Annotated in this window: 20 protein-coding genes; 13 read left to right on the top strand and 7 right to left on the bottom strand. The window is 74.7% G+C overall.

Translation table 11 applies throughout. The features are described 5' to 3' along the window. The first annotated feature begins 30 nt into the window (after positions 1-30). Entirely contained in the window at positions 31-1,635 is a 1,605-nt protein-coding gene (locus ACFV1L_RS25185) for an alkaline phosphatase D family protein (protein WP_380369672.1), read from the top strand. A 59-nt stretch (positions 1,636-1,694) separates the two neighbouring features. On the opposite strand, the gene ACFV1L_RS25190 is transcribed toward ACFV1L_RS25185, so the two are convergent. The 4 genes from ACFV1L_RS25190 to ACFV1L_RS25205 all read right to left on the bottom strand — a co-directional run bounded on the left by ACFV1L_RS25190 (position 1,695) and on the right by ACFV1L_RS25205 (position 5,043). Then, positions 1,695-2,483: an ABC transporter permease gene (locus ACFV1L_RS25190; RefSeq protein ID WP_380369551.1), complete on the bottom strand. Its 789-nt coding sequence runs from the start codon at positions 2,481-2,483 to the stop codon at positions 1,695-1,697. Continuing rightward, on the bottom strand, positions 2,480-3,478 hold the full coding sequence (locus ACFV1L_RS25195) for an ATP-binding cassette domain-containing protein (protein WP_380369553.1): 999 nt from the start codon (positions 3,476-3,478) through the stop codon (positions 2,480-2,482). The genes ACFV1L_RS25190 and ACFV1L_RS25195 overlap by 4 nt, the downstream gene beginning before the upstream one ends. A gap of 77 nt (positions 3,479-3,555) precedes the next feature. Next, a complete protein-coding gene (locus tag ACFV1L_RS25200) occupies positions 3,556-4,401 on the bottom strand; it encodes a DUF4097 domain-containing protein (protein WP_380369556.1) in 846 nt (281 codons plus the stop codon). Positions 4,402-4,515: 114 nt separating this feature from the next. Then, positions 4,516-5,043, bottom strand: coding sequence for a toxin-antitoxin system HicB family antitoxin (locus tag ACFV1L_RS25205; RefSeq protein ID WP_380369557.1), 528 nt, complete (start codon positions 5,041-5,043; stop codon positions 4,516-4,518). 240 nt (positions 5,044-5,283) lie between these two features. Between ACFV1L_RS25205 and ACFV1L_RS25210 the strand changes: the two genes are divergently transcribed. The 8 genes from ACFV1L_RS25210 (at position 5,284) to ACFV1L_RS25245 (ending at position 11,127) form a co-directional block, all read left to right on the top strand. Beyond that, positions 5,284-5,526 carry a hypothetical protein gene (locus tag ACFV1L_RS25210; RefSeq protein WP_380369560.1) on the top strand — a complete coding sequence of 81 codons (243 nt, stop codon included), beginning with the start codon at positions 5,284-5,286 and terminating at the stop codon, positions 5,524-5,526. 75 nt (positions 5,527-5,601) lie between these two features. Then, a complete protein-coding gene (locus ACFV1L_RS25215) occupies positions 5,602-6,654 on the top strand; it encodes a hypothetical protein (protein WP_380369562.1) in 1,053 nt (350 codons plus the stop codon). A 447-nt stretch (positions 6,655-7,101) separates the two neighbouring features. Continuing rightward, entirely contained in the window at positions 7,102-7,458 is a 357-nt protein-coding gene (locus tag ACFV1L_RS25220; RefSeq protein WP_380369564.1) for a hypothetical protein, read from the top strand. 13 nt (positions 7,459-7,471) lie between these two features. After that, entirely contained in the window at positions 7,472-7,774 is a 303-nt protein-coding gene (locus tag ACFV1L_RS25225; protein ID WP_380369566.1) for a hypothetical protein, read from the top strand. 15 nt (positions 7,775-7,789) lie between these two features. Beyond that, positions 7,790-8,446, top strand: a complete 657-nt coding sequence (locus ACFV1L_RS25230) for a hypothetical protein (RefSeq protein ID WP_380369568.1) — start codon at positions 7,790-7,792, stop codon at positions 8,444-8,446. A gap of 169 nt (positions 8,447-8,615) precedes the next feature. After that, the gene (locus tag ACFV1L_RS25235) at positions 8,616-9,077 is read left to right on the top strand and encodes a DUF6325 family protein (RefSeq protein ID WP_380369571.1); all 462 of its coding nucleotides are present in this window, start codon (positions 8,616-8,618) and stop codon (positions 9,075-9,077) included. 115 nt (positions 9,078-9,192) lie between these two features. Then, positions 9,193-9,492 (top strand): SHOCT domain-containing protein, encoded by a 300-nt coding sequence (locus tag ACFV1L_RS25240; protein WP_380369573.1) that lies wholly within the window; start codon positions 9,193-9,195, stop codon positions 9,490-9,492. A gap of 42 nt (positions 9,493-9,534) precedes the next feature. Further along, on the top strand, positions 9,535-11,127 hold the full coding sequence (locus ACFV1L_RS25245) for an MFS transporter (RefSeq protein ID WP_380369576.1): 1,593 nt from the start codon (positions 9,535-9,537) through the stop codon (positions 11,125-11,127). A gap of 66 nt (positions 11,128-11,193) precedes the next feature. Here the strand turns inward: ACFV1L_RS25245 and ACFV1L_RS25250 are convergent, their stop codons facing one another. Together ACFV1L_RS25250 and ACFV1L_RS25255 are read right to left on the bottom strand one after the other, a co-directional pair. Further along, a complete protein-coding gene (locus ACFV1L_RS25250; protein WP_380369579.1) occupies positions 11,194-12,120 on the bottom strand; it encodes a DUF389 domain-containing protein in 927 nt (308 codons plus the stop codon). 66 nt (positions 12,121-12,186) lie between these two features. Continuing rightward, complete coding sequence (locus ACFV1L_RS25255) at positions 12,187-13,161, bottom strand: helix-turn-helix transcriptional regulator (RefSeq protein ID WP_380369582.1); 975 nt, start codon at positions 13,159-13,161, stop codon at positions 12,187-12,189. Between the two features lie 64 nt (positions 13,162-13,225). On the opposite strand from ACFV1L_RS25255, the gene ACFV1L_RS25260 reads away from it, so the two are divergent. From ACFV1L_RS25260 to ACFV1L_RS25270, 3 genes are read left to right on the top strand one after another with little or no spacing between them, the layout of a single operon-like run. Further along, on the top strand, positions 13,226-13,768 hold the full coding sequence (locus ACFV1L_RS25260) for a hypothetical protein (protein ID WP_380369585.1): 543 nt from the start codon (positions 13,226-13,228) through the stop codon (positions 13,766-13,768). Further along, the gene (locus tag ACFV1L_RS25265; protein WP_380369588.1) at positions 13,765-14,319 is read left to right on the top strand and encodes an NIPSNAP family protein; all 555 of its coding nucleotides are present in this window, start codon (positions 13,765-13,767) and stop codon (positions 14,317-14,319) included. Before ACFV1L_RS25260 ends, ACFV1L_RS25265 begins: the two co-directional genes overlap by 4 nt. A gap of 31 nt (positions 14,320-14,350) precedes the next feature. Next, positions 14,351-14,989 (top strand): hypothetical protein, encoded by a 639-nt coding sequence (locus ACFV1L_RS25270; protein WP_380369590.1) that lies wholly within the window; start codon positions 14,351-14,353, stop codon positions 14,987-14,989. A gap of 70 nt (positions 14,990-15,059) precedes the next feature. On the opposite strand, the gene lepB is transcribed toward ACFV1L_RS25270, so the two are convergent. Then, positions 15,060-15,665: a signal peptidase I gene (gene lepB, locus ACFV1L_RS25275; RefSeq protein WP_380369593.1), complete on the bottom strand. Its 606-nt coding sequence runs from the start codon at positions 15,663-15,665 to the stop codon at positions 15,060-15,062. A 231-nt stretch (positions 15,666-15,896) separates the two neighbouring features. Between lepB and ACFV1L_RS25280 the strand changes: the two genes are divergently transcribed. Continuing rightward, positions 15,897-16,742 carry a hypothetical protein gene (locus ACFV1L_RS25280; protein ID WP_380369595.1) on the top strand — a complete coding sequence of 282 codons (846 nt, stop codon included), beginning with the start codon at positions 15,897-15,899 and terminating at the stop codon, positions 16,740-16,742. The last annotated feature ends 69 nt before the right edge of the window (positions 16,743-16,811 follow it).

Genomic DNA, 16,811 nt, shown 5'->3' on the forward strand with positions numbered 1-16,811 from the left:
TCCGCCGCCCGTCCGCCGCGCCGGCGGGTCATCCAGGCCGCCGCCCTCACCGCAGGCGCCCTCGCCCTGCCGCTCGCCGCCACCGCGGGCAGCGCCGCCGCCGCCGACGGACCGCAGTTCCTGCACGGCGTCGCCTCCGGCGACCCACTGCCCGACGGCATCCTGCTCTGGACCCGCGTCACCCCCGTCGCCGCCGCCGCACCCGGCTCCGGCCTCGGACCCGACACGACCGTCCGGTGGCAGCTCGCCACCGACCGCGCCTTCACCGCGATCGCCGCCGGCGGCACCGTCACCACCACCGCCGCCACCGACCACACCGTCAAGGCCGACGTCCGCGGCCTGCAGCCCGACACCGCCTACTGGTACCGCTTCCTGGCCGGCGACGCCGTCTCGCCCGTCGGCCGCACCCGCACCGCCCCCGCCACCGACGCCGCCGTCGACCGGCTGCGCCTCGGCGTCGCCTCCTGCGCCAACTGGGAGGCCGGCTACTTCTCCGCCTACCGCCACCTCGCCGCCCGCGGCGACCTCGACGTCTTCCTGTTCCTCGGCGACTACATCTACGAGTACGCCTCCGGCGCGTACGGCACCCGCGGCACCGTGGTGCGCCCGCACGCCCCCGCCCACGAGATCCTCACCCTCGCCGACTACCGCACCCGGCACGGCCGTTACAAGACCGACGCGGACCTCCAGGCGCTGCACGCCGCCGTCCCCACCATCGCGATCTGGGACGACCACGAGTTCGCCAACGACGCCTGGTCCGGCGGCGCCGAGAACCACACCCCCGGCACCGAGGGAGACTGGAGCGCCCGGGTCGCCGCCGCCAAGCAGGCCTACTTCGAATGGATGCCGGTCCGCCCGTCCGTCGCCGGCACCACCTACCGGCGACTGCGCTACGGCAGGCTCGCCGACCTGCACCTGCTCGACCTGCGCTCGTTCCGTTCCCAGCAGGCCGGCATCGGCAACGGCGACGTCGACTCCGCCGACCGCACCCTCACCGGCCGGGCCCAACTCGACTGGCTGAAGGCCGGGCTGGCCGCCTCCGACACCACCTGGCGACTGGTCGGGAACGAGGTGATGATCTCGCCCGTCGCGTTCCTCGCCCTGCCCGACTACCTGCTGCGCCCGCTCGCCCAACTGCTCGGCCTGCCCGGCGAGGGGCTGGCCGTCAACGTCGACCAGTGGGACGGCTACACGCACGACCGGCGCGAACTGCTCGGCCACCTGAAGGACCACCGCATCACCAACACGGTGTTCCTCACCGGCGACATCCACTCCGCCTGGGCCTGCGACGTGCCGTTCGAGGCCGCCACCTACCCGTCCTCCGGCAGCGCCGCCACCGAGTTCGTGGTCACCTCGGTCAGCTCCGACAACATCGACGACATCCTCAAGGTCGCCCCGCAGACGCTGTCGCTGGTGGCCTCCGCCGCGATCCAGGCCGCCAACCGGCACGTCAAGTGGACCGACCTGGACTCGCACGGCTACGGCGTCCTCGACATCACCGCCGAGCGGGCCCAGATGGACTACTACGTCCTGTCCGACCGCACCAGGCCCGACGCCACCGCCAAGTGGGTCCGCTCCTACCGCACCAGGTCCGGCACCCAGCAGGTCGAACGCGTCTACACCCCCGTGAACTGACCCACGCCTGCCGGGGGCCCGACGGATCGTCGGGCCCCCGGTCGACTGCTGACGGCGGGTCAGCGGCGGGCGGTGCGGCCGAACAGCCTGCGCGACCAGGCGTAGCCGACCACGCCGATGCCCGCGCACCAGGCCAGCGACACCCAGCCGCTGGAGCCGATCGCCGAACCCGACAGCAGCCCGCGCAGCGTCTCCGTCATCGGCGTGAACGGCTGGTACTCGGCGAACAGGCGCAGCCCCGGCGCCATCGAGTCGGCCGGCACGAACGCCGAGCCCAGGAACGGCAGGAACTGGATCAGCAGCGGCTTGTTGCTGGCCGACTCGACGGTCTTCGAGATCAGGCCGAGCGCCACCGACAGCCAGGTCACGGCGAACGCGATCGCGGTGAGCAGCCCGAACGCCGCCAGCCACTCCAGCGCGCTCGCGTCCGAGCGGAAGCCGACCGCCAGCGCCACCCCGATCACCAGCACCAGGCCGGTCATGGTCTGGATCACGCTGCCGATCACATGGCCCGTCATGAACGAGGACCGGGTGATGTTCATGGTGCGGAAGCGGTTGATGATGCCGCCGGTCATGTCCGAGCAGACCGCGATCGAGGTGGACATCGCGCCCGCCGCGACGCCCATCACCACGATGCCGGGCGTCAGGTAGGCCAGGTACGCGTCCCGGCCGCCGCCGCCGATGCCCGCGCCGATCGAGCCGCCGAAGGCGTAGACGAACAGCAGCAGCATCAGGATCGGTGTCATCGCCGGCCCGAGCGAGACCGCCGGGTAGCGGGCCGCGTGCTTGAGGTTGCGGCGCAGCATGGTCATCGAGTCGTGCACGGACAGGGCGAGGGTGCTGCTCATCGCGGGGTCTCCTGGGCGAGGGAGGGGCGGGGTGCGGGGACGGCGGCGGTTCCGGTGGCGGTTCCGGTCAGGGCGAGGAAGACGTCGTCCAGGTCCGGGGTGTGCACGGAGAAGTCGGCGGCCGGGACGCCGGCCGCGTCCAGCCGGTCGATCAGGGTGCGCAGGGCGTCCAGGCCCGCGTCCCCGGCGATCCGCAGGGCGAGGTTCTCCTCGTCCCGGCTCGCCGCCGGGAAGGCGGCGCAGGCGCGGTCGTAGGCGGCCGGTTCGGCGAAGCGGAGGCGGACGTGGCTGCCGGGGATGCGTGACTTCAGCTCGTCGGCGGTGCCCTCGGCGACGATCCGGCCGCCGTCCAGGACCGCGATCCGGTCGGCCAGTTGGTCGGCCTCCTCCAGGTACTGGGTGGTCAGGAAGACCGTGGTGCCGCCCGCGACCAGGCCGCGCACGGTGTCCCACATGGTGCGGCGGCTGCGCGGGTCGAGGCCGGTGGTGGGCTCGTCCAGGAAGATCACCTCGGGGTCGCCGACCAGCGTCATCGCCAGGTCGAGACGGCGGCGCATACCGCCGGAGAAGGTCGCGGCGCGCTTCGCGGCCACCTCCGCGATGTCGAAGCGCTGCAGCAACTCCCGTGCCCGGGAGCGCCCTCGACTGCGGGGCAGCCGCAGCAGGTCGGCCATCAGGAGCAGGTTCTCCTCGGCGGTGAGCATGTCGTCCAGGGCGGCGAACTGTCCGGTGACCCCGATCGCCGACCGGACTCCGTCCGGGTCGGTGGCCAGGTCGTGGCCGGCGATCTGCGCCTGGCCGCCGTCAGCGCCGACCAGGGTGGAGAGGATCTCCACGGTGGTGGTCTTGCCCGCCCCGTTCGGGCCGAGCAGGGCGAAGACCGTCCCGGCGGGGATGGTGAGGTCGATTCCGTTGAGGACGGTCCGGTCTCCGTACGACTTGCGCAGGCCGACGGCGGAGACCGCGGGGCCCGAGCGCTTATTGGATGTGGGCATGACAATTGAGCGCATGTGTCCTCCCGATGGCGGACTCGAAGGTGAAAGGTGCTGAACTGCTGGACTGCCGAGAGGCGTCAGGCGCGGGCGCGGCGGATGTCGATGTTGCCGAAGCGGGTCCGGGCGCGGACCTCGACGGTCTCCTCGTCCTGCTCGGGGGCGCCGGTCCCGGCGAGCGTGTTGCGGACCTGCCCGCGCTGCGAGCTGACGTCCAGCCAGGCGGCCGTGCCGGCCCGGACGCCGACCTCGATCGCGCCGAAGTCGGTCTCCAACTGCACGGTGCCGCGCGCCACTTCGCCGATCCGCAGAGTGCCGTGCGCGGTGGTGGCGTGCACCGAGCCCTCGGCCCGCTCGACGGTGATGTCGCCGTTGGCACCGCTCACCCGCAGGTCCCCGGTGGCGAGCGCGACGGTGGTCGCGCCGTGCGAGTTCTTCAGCACCGCCGGACCGTCCAGCAGCCCCACCCGCAGGCTGCCCGAACTGGTGGTGATCTCCGCCCGGCCCCGGACCCCGTCGACGGTGATCGACCCGTGCGAGGCCGTCAGGTGCAGCGGCCCCGTGCGGTCCAGCCGGACGTCACCCGCGGAACTCTTCACCCGCACCTCGCCGAGCAGGCCCTCGCCGAACACCTGGAGCCAGGAGCCGGCGGCCTCCAGCCGCGACCCGGCCGGAACCTCCACCGACACGTCCACGACGCCGGACCGGCCGATCAGGGAGCGCTGCCGGGGAGTGCGGACGGTCAGCACGCCGCCCGCGAAGCCGATCTCGGTCTGCTCGGCGGCCCGCACGTCCGGCTCGCGCTTCGGGTCGTGCGGGCGGGCCTCGACCACCGTGTCGGTGCGGTCCGTCGCGGTGACCTGCAGCGAGCCGCAGTACACCTGAGCGCTCAGCGAGATCGGCTCGGGAGTGTCGAAAGAAGGCATGGCTGTACCGTCCTCACGGGTCGTCAGGAGTGGGAACCCGGCCGTCGCACGCCCGGGATGGAGCCCGGGGCCGTCGCCGGCCCGGGGTGGTGCTCGGTGCTCGGGCGGCCGAGGTCAGCGGACCCAGCCGGTGAAACTCTGGCCGACCGCCTGCAGTCGCTCCGGCTGCTGCGGGCGCGGACGGGCCCCGCCCTCCACGGCCGACGCCACCGCGCGCACCAGCCAGGCGTTCACCGACAGCCCCTCGCGGGCGGCGGCCTCCTCGGCACGCGCCTTCAGCTGCGCCGGCAGCCGCAGGTTGATCCGGGCGGTGGCGCCGTCGTCCTCGGCGGCGGGCGGCTCGGCGGGCGGGAGCGCGGCAGCCGGCTCCGGGGCCGGCTCGGCCGGCGCGGCCTCGACCGGCGGCCGGGTCACCACGAAATCCGGATCCACGCCGCGCAGCCGTACGTCGACCGAGCCCGGGGCGAGCTCGCGGGTGATCTCGGCCATCGCGGCGGAGAGCACGTTGAGCATCGTCAGCCGGGTCGCCGACTCCAGCGGAGCCGTCAGCCGATCGGCCAGCTCCCGGGCGTCCGGTCCGCCGGCCTCGGCGGCGACGGCGAGCTCGCGTCGGAGGTTGTCGACATACGGGGTGAGGTCCATGGCTCCATGGTGGCACCACTTTGGTGCCATGGCAAGCGATTCGTGATGCCATGCCGGCGGCCCGGCAGCCCCGGGGGCTCTGACCTGGGGCGATGATGGATGGCTCGGGATGGCTCGGGATGGCTCAGGGTGGTGCCACGTGATGCCATGCGGTGCCAGGTGGTGCCATAGGTGGTGCCGGATGTCGGCGAGTAGCATCCCCGGCAGCAACGCGCGCCGGGACAGGGGAGGGCCACAGCCATGACCGAGGAACGCCGCACCCGCTGGTGGCAACGCCGGAGCGCCACCTCGCCGGACGAGGGGCCGGCCCCCGCCTTCGACCTGGTCCGCCGCGGCTACAGCCGGGAGCAGGTGGACGCGCACCTGGCGCTGCCGCCCGAGCAGCGCCCGCGACCCGCCGCGTTCGACCTCGTCCGGATCGGCTACGACCGCGCCCAGGTCGACGCGGCACTGCGGGACGGGGCGGCCGGGTCCGCCGGCTGACGCCCCGTCGAAAACTCGTTGCGGCCGGCCCGCCCGGGGCCCGATCCTGTGCGGATCGTCGAAGGAGGGTGCCCATTGGAGCTCTTCGCCTGCACACACTGCGCGAGCGCACTCACCCGCCCGGTCAGCCAGGTCCGCTTCCCGCCCTACGCCCGCCACCAAGTCGGCAACGGCCTGCGGCTGTCGGACCTGATGGACGCCGGGACGTACGCGGTCGACCCCGAGCCGTCCGGCCCGCCCTGGCGGAGCTGGGAGGACCTCGCGGAGGGCGAGGCGGAGGCCCGCGGCTACTACGCCCCTGTCCCGCACCACCTGTCCGACGGCCCGCCCGGGCGGACCGTGCTCGCCCCCGCCGACGTCACCGGCACCACACTGATCCCCGGCTCCGCCGCGGGCTACTGCTGCGGCATCACCGGCCAGGACGGCCCCAACCTGGCCTGCGCCCGCTGCGGGCACCCCGTCGGCGCACGCGAGGACGACTGCTCGCTGTGGCAGGCCGTCTGGCTCGAACCCGCCGCGGTCCGCCGCGTCCCGGCCGGCCCCCGCCCGCCCGTCGCCGACTGGACCGACCTGGTCCACGACCGGTCGGACGTGCCCCCCGTCGGGGCCGACGGCCGGTGGAACGACCGCAGCTGCCAGGAGATCGGCACCACCCTGGTCGACCTGATCGTCGCCGCCGACGGCTCACCCGTCGCGTTCGACCACGCCGGAGCCGCCACCGTCTTCGACCACGCCCTCCGGCACTACCAGCCCGGCACCGACGGCCCCGTGAAACGCTGCGCGCTGCTCGGCCCCGGCCGACCGCTGACGGCCCGTCACCCCGAGCTCGCCCTCGTCCCGCGCCACCCGCAGACCGACCTGCCCTGGCCCACCCCGCCGGACGTCACCGCCGTCCCGCTCGACCTCGCCGTCTGGCGGCACCTCGCCTTCCCGCACACCCGCCCCGCCGTCCGGGTCCGCGGTGCGCTGCGCGCCGAGATCGACCGCGACGACCCGCTCTCGCCGGGCCGGCGCGGCGGCGTCTGGTTCGACTCCTGGCTGATCCGCGACCTGCTGGCCCGCAGCCCCGCCGTCCGCCGCCCGGCCGTCCGGGCGGCCTACCGGGCCGGGTACGCCGGCTGGCTCTGACGGCGCGTCATGCGTCGCTCCGCTCCTCGATGCCGGGGCGCGGGCCGGGTCCGGCCCCGGCCACGGTCGGGTGGACCTGCGGGCGCGAGGACCGTGAGAAGGGGACACGGGACGACCCGGGCTGGGGATTCGTGCCGAGCGCGGTCGAGGGGCCGGAGCTTCGGCCCGGCGCGTCCGCGTTCGCCAGGGACCGGGGCCATTGCGACTGCACCGGCCGATGCCGCGTCAAGGCCGCCGCCGCTCTCGCCCGGATCCCCTGGCCGCCGACGGGCACCGGAATGCTCCGGAGTCCTGCCAGCTCTGACGGGGTGTCATGCGTCGCTCCGCTCCTCGATGCCGGGGCGCGGGCCGGGTCCGGCCCCGGCCATGGTCGGGTGGACCTGCGGGCGCGAGGGCCGTGAGGAGGGGGCACGTCAACGGCGGGCGGGACGACCCGGTCGGGGATTCGTGCCGAGCGCGGTCGAGGGGCCGGAGCTTCCGCCGGGCGCGTCCGCGTTCGCCAGGGACCGGGGCTACTGCGACTGCACCGGCCGACGCCGCGTCAAGGCCGCCGCCGCTCTCGCCCGGATCCCCTGGTCATCGACGGGCACCGGAATGCTCCGGAGCCCCGCCCACCCGCAGGACCACGTCCCCGACCGGTTCTGGCAGGCGCCGGACGCGGCACGACCCCGACTCGCCGCCCCGGAACGCTGGTTGGCCGACCAGCCGCGCAAGGTAGTGGAGGACTTCACGCTCGTCCACGAGACCGCGCAGGAGGCGCCGGCCGACCCGGCCGAAGGCGTCCCGGCGGACGGCGGGACCTGAGCCGCTGAGCTGAGTGGTCGGGCAGGGCCGCGAGCTCTGGACCGCGATCGTCGCAGGGGAGTCGACGCCGGAGACGGCCGCCCGGCCGTACCTCGACGGCGCGTACCCGTGGGACGAGCAGGTCACGGACCCGCGCCGCCGCGGCCACCAGTCGCCCGGATTCCTCGCCCGCGGCGTGTACCGCAGCCGCTTCGGCGAGGACCTCGACGAGCGGATCGACCACCGCCGACCGGCCACCGGAGCCCCGCGGGCGGGCAGTCGGCCCCGCCGCGACGGATGCGGGGGTAGGTTCGGGGATCGGTGGTTCACGGACTGACGGGGTGGTCGAGGAATGGGCGAGTCGCATCCGCTGCTGGGGTACTTCCTGAACGCGGCCGAGGGGAAGTTCCCGCCGGTGGACGGCGGGGTGACGGTACTGCCCGCGCTGGGGAACGGGCTGGAGTGCTCGGTCGCGTTCACCGGACATGCGGTCGTCGCCACGGCGCTCGGCGACACCGAGGTGCGGGCGCAGGAGCCGGACGGGTTCGGGGAGTCCATGGCACCCGGCTTCCTGCGCCACCTGGCCGGCCCCGGCGGCTGGATCGGCTGCCTCGACGCGACACTCGTCGGCCGCGGCAGCGGCGGCCCCGCCCAACTGGAGCCGCTCGACGGGGTGGACGGGCACCCCAGGGTGCAGCACGCCCGCGAGGTGCGCAGCGAGGTCGGCGTGTACGGAGACCGGCGCGGGCTGGTCACGCTCGCCCGAGGTCTGGCCGGCCGACGCGAGTTGAGCATCGAGCTGCACCACCCGGAGGAGCCCGGCCCCGGCCGCGGCCGTTCGCTGATCACCGACGCGCTCACCCTCCTCCCCGACGGCGAGCCGGTGTTCGCCGCCGTCTCACCCGGCAACGCGCGCTCCCTGCGGGCGTTCCTCGCCTGCGGATTCACGCCGATCGGCAGCGAAGTCCTGCTGCGCCCGGACCGCCCCAGGTCCGGTCGCCCGGCGTAGCGGCTCGTCACGGTCCGTCCCGCGACCGCGCCCGGCGCGGCCCGCAGGCGGCGGACGGGCGGCCGTCCACCGTGAGGGCTAGCGTGGAATCGGGCCGGTCCGCGGCGAAGCCCGCCGGCCCCGCAGCCGGTCGGCGCGCATGGCCGGCCGCCCTTCCCCGGGAGCCGCCATGAGCAACCAACCCCACGACGTGGACGAACTGGGCCCGATCGACTACCTGGTGATCTCCTTCCCGGGCAGCCGACTGACCGGCGAGGGACTGCCCCTGCTGGTCGACCTGGTCGACCGCGGCATCATCCGGATCCTCGACCTGACCTTCCTCCGCAAGGGCGCCGACGGGACGGTCGCGGCCGTCGAGATCGCCGACCTCGACGGCGACGGACTGCTCGACCTCGCCGTGTTCGAGGGCGCCTCCTCGGGCCTGCTCGGCGGCGACGACCTGGCCGAGGCCGGCAGCCTGCTCGACCCCGGCGACTCCGCCGCCGTCCTCCTCTACGAGAACCGGTGGGCCGCCCCGCTGGCCGCGGCGCTGCGCCGGGCCGACGCCCGCCTGGTCGCCGGCGGCCGGGTCCCGCTGCAGGACCTCGTCGAGGTCCTCGACGCGGTCGAGGGATCCGACCCCGCGAGCTGACCGTCCCCGACCTGATCGTCCCCGACCTGATCGTCCCCGACCCGAGCCCGTCATCCGAGCCCGTCACCCGAGCCCGGCACCCGAGAACGAGCCGAGAGAGAAAGGGTGGAAACCCATGCCCGGACTGCTCCGCGGCGTCGCCCGCACCGCGGTCGTCGCCGGTACCGCCACCGCCGTCTCCAACCGGGTCTCCCGCCGGCAGGCCGGCCGCTGGGCGCAGCAGGACGCCCAGCAGGCCGCCTACGCCGAACCCGTCGCCGCTGCCCCGCCGCCCGCCCCGGCCCCGCCGCCGGCGGCCGCCCCGAGCATGGAGCAGAAGCTCGACCAGCTCCAGCAGCTCGCCGCGCTCAAGGAACAAGGGGTGCTCACCGAGCAGGAGTTCGCCGCACAGAAGGCACGGATCCTCGGCGGCTGACCCGGGGCGAGCGCCGGTCCGCGCGAGGGCCGGGGAGGCACAGTGAACAGGTGGAAGCCGCTGGTCGTCCTCGGGACGGCGCAGTTCCTGATGGTGCTGGACGCCTCGGTGATGAACGTGTCGATCAGTCAACTGGTCGCGGACTTCGACACCGAGGTGACCACCATCCAGGCCGTCATCACCCTCTACACCCTGGTGATGGCGGCCTTCATGCTGACCGGCGGCAAGATCGGCGACATGATCGGCCGCCGTCGGGTCTTCGTCATCGGCCTGGTCGTGTACGGGATCGGCTCCGGGCTGACCGCGGTGGCTCCGACGGTCGGCGTGCTCGCCGTCGGATGGTCGGTGATCGAGGGGCTGGGCGCGGCGCTGGTGCTGCCCGCGCTGGCCGCCCTGGCGGCCGGCTCCTACCGGGGCCGCGAGCGGGCGATCGCCTACGGGGTGATCGGCGGCCTGGCCGGTGCCGGCATCGCCGTCGGCCCGCTGCTCGGCGGCTGGGTCACCACCTACCTGACCTGGCGGCTGGTGTTCGCGGGAGAGGTCGTGCTGGTGCTGGCGATCCTCGCGGTGATGCGCTGGATCCCCCCGCAGCCCGCACCGGCCGAACGGCCCGCCCTGGACGTGCTCGGCGCCGCGCTGTCCGCCGCCGGGCTCGCCCTGGTGGTGCTGGCCGTGCTGCAGAGCGGCAGTTGGGGCTGGGTCCAGCCCAGGAACCCCCCGTTCACCGTGCTCGGCTTCGCGCCGACGCTGTTCGCCATCGGGCTCGGGGCCGCGGTGCTGTACCTGTTCTGCGTCCACGAACGGCACCGGGAACGGCGGGGCGGGACACCGCTGGTGTCGCTCGGCCTGTTCGGCAACCGGCCGCTGCGGGCCGGGCTGGTGACGCTGTTCAACCAGAACACCGTCCTGCTGGGCCTGTTCTTCGTCATCCCGCTGTACCTACAGGTCGTGCAGGGACTGGACGCGTTCCAGACCGGCCTGCGACTGCTGCCGGTGTCCGCCACCATGCTCGCCACCTCGATGTGCGGCTCGCTGCTGCTGCGGTTCGCCTCGTCCCGGACGATCGTCCGGATCGGCCTGCTGGTGCTGCTCGCCGCCACGCTGTGGCTGATCACGGCGATCGGGCCGGAACTCGAGGGCGGCTCGTTCGCGGGCGCGATGGCGCTGCTCGGCATCGGCCTCGGCATGCTCGCCTCCCAACTCGGCAACACCGTGCAGTCCAGCGTGCGGACCGCGGAGCGCAGCGAGGCCGGCGGCCTGCAGTACACCGCGCAGAACCTCGGCTCCTCGCTGGGCACGGCGCTGATCGGCGCGCTGCTCATCGGCGCCCTCGCGGCCTCCGTCACCACGAAGATCGAGAGCGATCCGCGGGTGAGCGAGGCCGTCGCGCAGGAGGTCGGCACGCACGTCTCGGCCGGGATCTCGTTCGTCCCCGCCGACCAGGTCTCCGCCGCGCTCGCCACCCGGTCGGACGTGCCGCCGCAGGAGGCCGCCGCCCTCGTCGACCACTACCGGGACGCGCAGATCCAGGGCCTCAAGTCCGCGGTCCTCGCCTGCACGGTCATCACCGGCGGCGCGCTGCTGTTCACCCGCCACCTGCCCGCCACCCGCGAGGCGCCGCGGCCGCCGGAGTGAGCGCCCGCGACGGTTCCGGCGGCGGTGGGCTCGGCAGCCGGCACCGGCCTCGGCGCCCGGCAGGGCTCAGCGTCGGCGGGCGAAGTACCAGGCGCCCTGCTGGGCGAGCAGCGTGAGCACGCCGGCCAGCACGATCCCGAACAGGTTCAGGGCCAACTGCACGGCCGAACCCCAGCCCTGCGCGTACTCGCCGTAGGCGACGGCCACCGCGGCGTTGGCCGCGGCCGGGACGGTGGTCACCGAGATCGCCACCCCGACCAGTGCGGACGCCTTCGCCGAGGTCAGCGACAGCAGGCCCGCGACACCGGCCAGGAAAGCCACCACGAACGACATGGCGTCCGGCTGCCAGATGAACGAGGTGTTGGGGCGAGCCGCCGCGAACTTGGCATCGCTGAACAGGCCGAGGGCGTCCATCAGCAGCGCGAAGCCCACGGTGAGGACCATCGCCACGGTGAACCCGACCACCAGGGCCAGCAGCGACCGGGCCGCCGGGCGGGCCCTGCGCTGCACCACGGCGACGCACAGCCCGGCGAGCGGACCGAACTCCGGGCCCACGGCCATCGCACCGACCACCAGGATCGCGCTGTCCAGGACGGCGCCGCAGGCGGCCAGCATGGTGGCGACGGTCAGCAGGGCGAGGAAGACCCAGCTGAGCGTGGACTCCTCGTGGACGATCCCGGAGACCTCCTCCCACACCAGCGCGTCCACGCCCTCGCCCGGGGCTCGCTCCTCCGCCTCCTCGGCGGTCCGCGAAATGGTCAGCCCGGTCTCGTCCATGACGATCGCCCCGCGCTCGGCCAGGCCCAACGCCCGCAGCTCGCCCAGCAGTTCGTCGACCGCCTCCCTGGCCACGTCGCACAGCACCAGGTCCCCGGCCGGCCGAACCGCCCCGCCGGGCAGCACCGCGACGTGCGCGACACCGACACAGGCATCGAGCCGGTCCAGCACCTGTCCGCGCAGGTCGGCGGGAACGATGAGTCGCAGTTGCAGCAAGGAGTCCTCCGGAGCGCGGTCGTACTGTCCCTCAAACCCTAGGGTCTTGTCGTCGGACCTCCCCCGTCAGACCCCCGCCCCTCGGCGCGCACGCTCGCCGCGGGCTTCGGGCCCGCGGCCGTAGCGCGATGCCAGGGCGTGGACGGTGGCGGCGAGGCGTTCGCGGAGGGCGGGGGGTTCCAGGACCTCGATGTCGGTGCCGAGGCGGAGGAACTCGTCGTGGGCGTGGTCGACGGACTCGATCGGGAGCCGGGCCTCGGTCCAGCCGGTCGGGGCGGGTGGGACGCCGAGGCGGCGGGCGCCCTCCGGGGTGAGGCGGACCAGGGCGGTGCCGGTGTGCAGGCGGGCGGGGAAGCCGGCCACCTGGGCGGCCCACCAGGCGGCCAGCGAGAAGCCCTCGGGGACGGTGAACTCCTCGTCCCGGAGCGTGAGTCCGAGGATCTGGTCGACCCGGTAGGTGCGCAGCCCGGACGGTCCGTCCGCGACCAGGTACCACCGGCCGGCCTTCAACACCAGCCCGTACGGGCGGACCTGACGGCTGATCTCCTCCGGTGCCCGCCAGCGGCGGTAGTGCAGCAGCACCGTGCGCCGCGCCCACACCGCGTCGGCGACGGCGGCCAGGTGCGGGGTGTCGTCGGCGCCCGCGTACCAGCCGGGGGCGTCGAGCAGGAAGCGCTCCTCGATCCGGTCGGCGTGCGCGCGTAGCTCCGCCGGGAGCGCGGCGCGGAGCTTGAGCCGGGCCGTGGCGAGGGCCCCGCCCAGGCCGAGGTCGGCGGCGGTGCCGGGCAGCGCGGCGAGGAACGCGGCCTGCGCCTCCTCGGCCGTCAGCCCGGTGAGGCGCGTCCGGTAGCCGTCGACCAGGCGGTAGCCGCCCGCGTGCCCGGCCTCGCCGTACAGCGGGATGCCGGCCGCGCCGAGCGCCTCGACGTCCCGGTAGACGGTGCGGACGGAGACCTCCAGCTCCTCGGCGAGCTGACGGGCCGTCATCCGTCCGCGGTTCTGGAGCAGGAGCAGGAGGGTGACCAGGCGGCTCGCACGCATACCGGTCAGTGTGCGCCGCTCCACTGACAGTGGATGTCAGTGGAGCGGTCCTAGCCTGCGGCCCATGAACGACTTCGACTTCCTGCACGGCTCCTGGCAGGTGGCCAACCGCCGCCTCACCACCCCGCTCGCCGACCCGGCCGGCGGCAGCTGGGAGGAGTTCCCCGGCCACGCCGAGGTCCGGCCGCTGTTCGGCGGGGCCGGCAACATCGACGAGATCACCTTCCCCACCCTCGGCCGGCAGGGCGTGACGCTGCGGCTGTTCGACCGGGAGACCCGGCAGTGGGCGATCCACTGGTCCGACAGCCGCACCGGCCGGCTCGACCCGCCCGTGGTCGGCGGCTTCACCGGCGACCGCGGAGACTTCCACGGCGAGGACCGGTACGGCGGCCGCCCGATCGCGGTGCACTTCACCTGGCACCGCCTCGGCCCCGACCACGCCCGCTGGGAACAGGAGTTCTCCGCCGACGGCGGCCGGACCTGGGAGCTCAACTGGGTCATGGACCTCACCCGCACCGCCGGACCCACCGACACGGCCGGACCGACCGCCACCGCCGGGACCTCCGAAACCGCCGAGGCCGCCGTGGAAGCCGGGGAAGCCGCATGAGCGTCGTCGAACTCCGCCAGTACACCCTGCACCCCGGCGCCCGCGACACCCTGATCGACCTGTTCGAGCGGGAGTTCGTCACCGGACAGCAGGACGCGGGCATCACGCTCGGCGGCCGCTTCCGCGACCTCGACGACCCCGACCGCTTCGTCTGGCTGCGCGCCTTCCCCGACATGACGCACCGTCGGCGCGCACTGGAGGCGTTCTACGGCGGCCCCGTCTGGCGGGCCCACCGCGACGCCGCCAACGCCACGATGATCGACAGCGACGACGTCCTGCTGCTGCGCGGCCCCTGCTACACGCCCCCGCCGGGCGCGCCGGAGGTGGACGTGACGATCTGCGCCCCGCCGTCCGCGACCGCGTTCGACGCCTACGCCGAGCGCCACCTGAGTTCCCGTCACGTCCTGCACCGCACCGAGCACGCCGCCAACGACTTCCCCCGACTGCCCGTCCGCACCGGCGTCGACGTCCGCGTCTGGTTCGGCCCGGCCGAGCCGCCGCCGTGGCGACCGCTCCAGCGCCTGCGCCTGGAGCCGGTGCGGGCCGACTGACGGACGCGACGCCGGCCGGTAGGGTCGAGCGGTGACGGAGACCCTGCCACCGGGCGGCGTACGGCCCGGCGAGGACGAGATCACTGCCGGGTGGGCGGCGCCGTGGCGGCCCGAGCAGGTCGCGGCGCGGCTGGCGGGGCTCACCGCGCCCTGGTACGTGGCGGCGGGCTGGGCCCTCGACCTGTTCCTGGGCGGGGAGGGGCGGCCGCACGGGGACCTGGAGATCGCGGTGCCCGCGGCGGCCTTCGGGGAGGTGCAACGGCGTTTCCCGGAGCTGGAGTTCGACGCGGTCGGGTCCGGGACGGTGTGGGCCGCCGCGGCGCCGGAGGTGCTGGCGGCCACCCACCAGACCTGGGCCCGCGACCCGGCGACCGGGCAGTGGCGGTTCGACGTGTTCCGGGAGCCGCACGACGGGACGACCTGGATCTGCCGCCGCGACGAGACGCTGCGCCTGCCCTACGCCCGGATCGTCGAGCACACCGGCAGCGGCATCCCGTACCTGCGGCCCGAACTCGTCCTGCTGTTCAAGGCGAAGGCCACCCGCCCCAAGGACCGGGCCGACTTCGACCGCGTCCTGCCGCACCTGGACCGGTCCCGGCGGCAGGACCTCGCCGCCCTGTTGGCCCGCATCCACCCCGGCCACGCCTGGCTCGACCGCCTCGGCGAGTGAACGGGGGCCGGGCGTCCCGGCACCCCGCGCCGGAGGCGCGCGACACCCGGTGGTGGCGGGCCGGTGAGGGTCAGCCGATGGCCCGGAAGGCGGCGGGGACCGGGGGGTCCCAGCGGGAGAGCGGCCACGGGACCAGGCGGGCGCGGCCGACCACGTTCCCGGTCGGCACGGAACCGCCGCCCGGGTCGTGGAGTTGCCGGTAGCGGGAGTCGGCGGAGTCGTTGCGGTGGTCGCCCATCACCCGCAGGTGGCCGGGCGGGACGGTGACGGCACCGACCGGGTAGTCGTCGCAGGGCGTCGCGCCCGGGTGGCGGTGGGGCTCGTCGCGAGCGGTGCCGTCCACCGTCAGCGGGTGGCCCGCCCGGCAGTCGACGGTGTCGCCGGCGACCGCGAAGACCCGCTTGATCAGGTCCTTCCCGTTCGCGGACGGCGCGAGGCCGACCCAGCTCAACGCCGTCTGCACGCCGCCGAGAACGCCCCCGCCGCCGGGGGCCTCGTCGAGCCAGCCGCCCGGGTCGCGGAACACCACCACCTCGCCCCGCTTCGGCGTCCCGCCCAGCCGCGGGCTGAACTTGTCGACGGCGGCCCGGTCGTCCTTCCGCAGGGTGTTCAGCATCGAGCCGGACGGGATGACGAACACCTGGAACACGAAGGTCTTCCGCACGAACGCCGGCACCAGCGCCACCTCCGCGGGGGCCGTAGTCCGGCAGAGGCGGCGGTGAACAGCGCGGCACGGTGCGACAACGGGCGACCCTCACCCCCGCGGCCGGCCGGCGACCCGTCCGATCCGCGGATCCGGCCGCGCGCCATCGTACGGGTGCGGCCCGTCGGGCGGACCTGGAGCGAGTGTCGCCGGAAGGCGGTAGCTTGCGTCAACTCCCGTACGCGACAGGAAGAAGGGCGCACTGTGACGACCGACAAGGACCCCGGCGGGTGGAACGCCGCGCTCGGCGGCGCCTTCGCCGCGCTGCTCGGCGAGGAGGCGGCCGGCGACCTCGCCGGCACCGGGTACGGGCTGTACTACGCCTCGGACACCCTCGACGAGTTCCTGTTCCCCAACTCGTGGGCCACCGCCGACGCCCTGTCGGACGGCGGGGCGGGCCACCTGCCGGACCCGGACGGCCCGCACCCCTTCTCGCCGTGGAACTGGAAGTTCGACCTCGCCGCGTCGCTGTTCCGCTTCGACCCCGACCTGCTGGCCGGCACCGGACCGTGGGGCGCGGACGGGCACAAGGGCCCCCGGCCGTTCGACGACGGCTTCGTCGCCGACCTGCTGGCCGTCGCCGCGACCGATGAGGCCGACGGGGCGGTGCTGCGCGGCGCGCAACTCGCGCCGCTGCTGCGCCGCCACGGCGTCGACCTGACCGGCAAGGCCTGCAAGAAGCTCAACCACTGGCTGACCGTCGTGCTGCGGGTCGCCACCGACGGCACCCTGCGGGACGCGATGCGGGCCGCCACCTTCACCGAGCGCGGCCCCGAACACCTGGTCACCGCCCACGACTTCGGCAGCCGCCCGGTCGCCGCCGAGCCGTGGGAGGAGCGGCTGCGCACGGTCGCGCACCCCGCGCTCCGCGACCACCTGCGGATGCTCTGCCGCTCCGAGGCCGACGCGCGCAGCGAGGGCGGCCACTACAGCGGCGCCCGGCACTGGTCGTGGAGCGACGTCACCGACGCGGTCGGCTGCACGCCGGTCGCGGTCTGGGGCTTCGGCGAGTCCCAGGCCGGTGCCGCCGTCGTCCGCCTGCCCGCCTGACGGCAGCTCAGGACGGCACGACGGGGCGGGTGCGCCGCGGCCCGTCCCCCAACCGGCCGCGGCGCACCC

The organism is Kitasatospora sp. NPDC059646 (assembly GCF_042734615.1).
In the GTDB taxonomy this organism is placed as follows: domain Bacteria; phylum Actinomycetota; class Actinomycetes; order Streptomycetales; family Streptomycetaceae; genus Kitasatospora.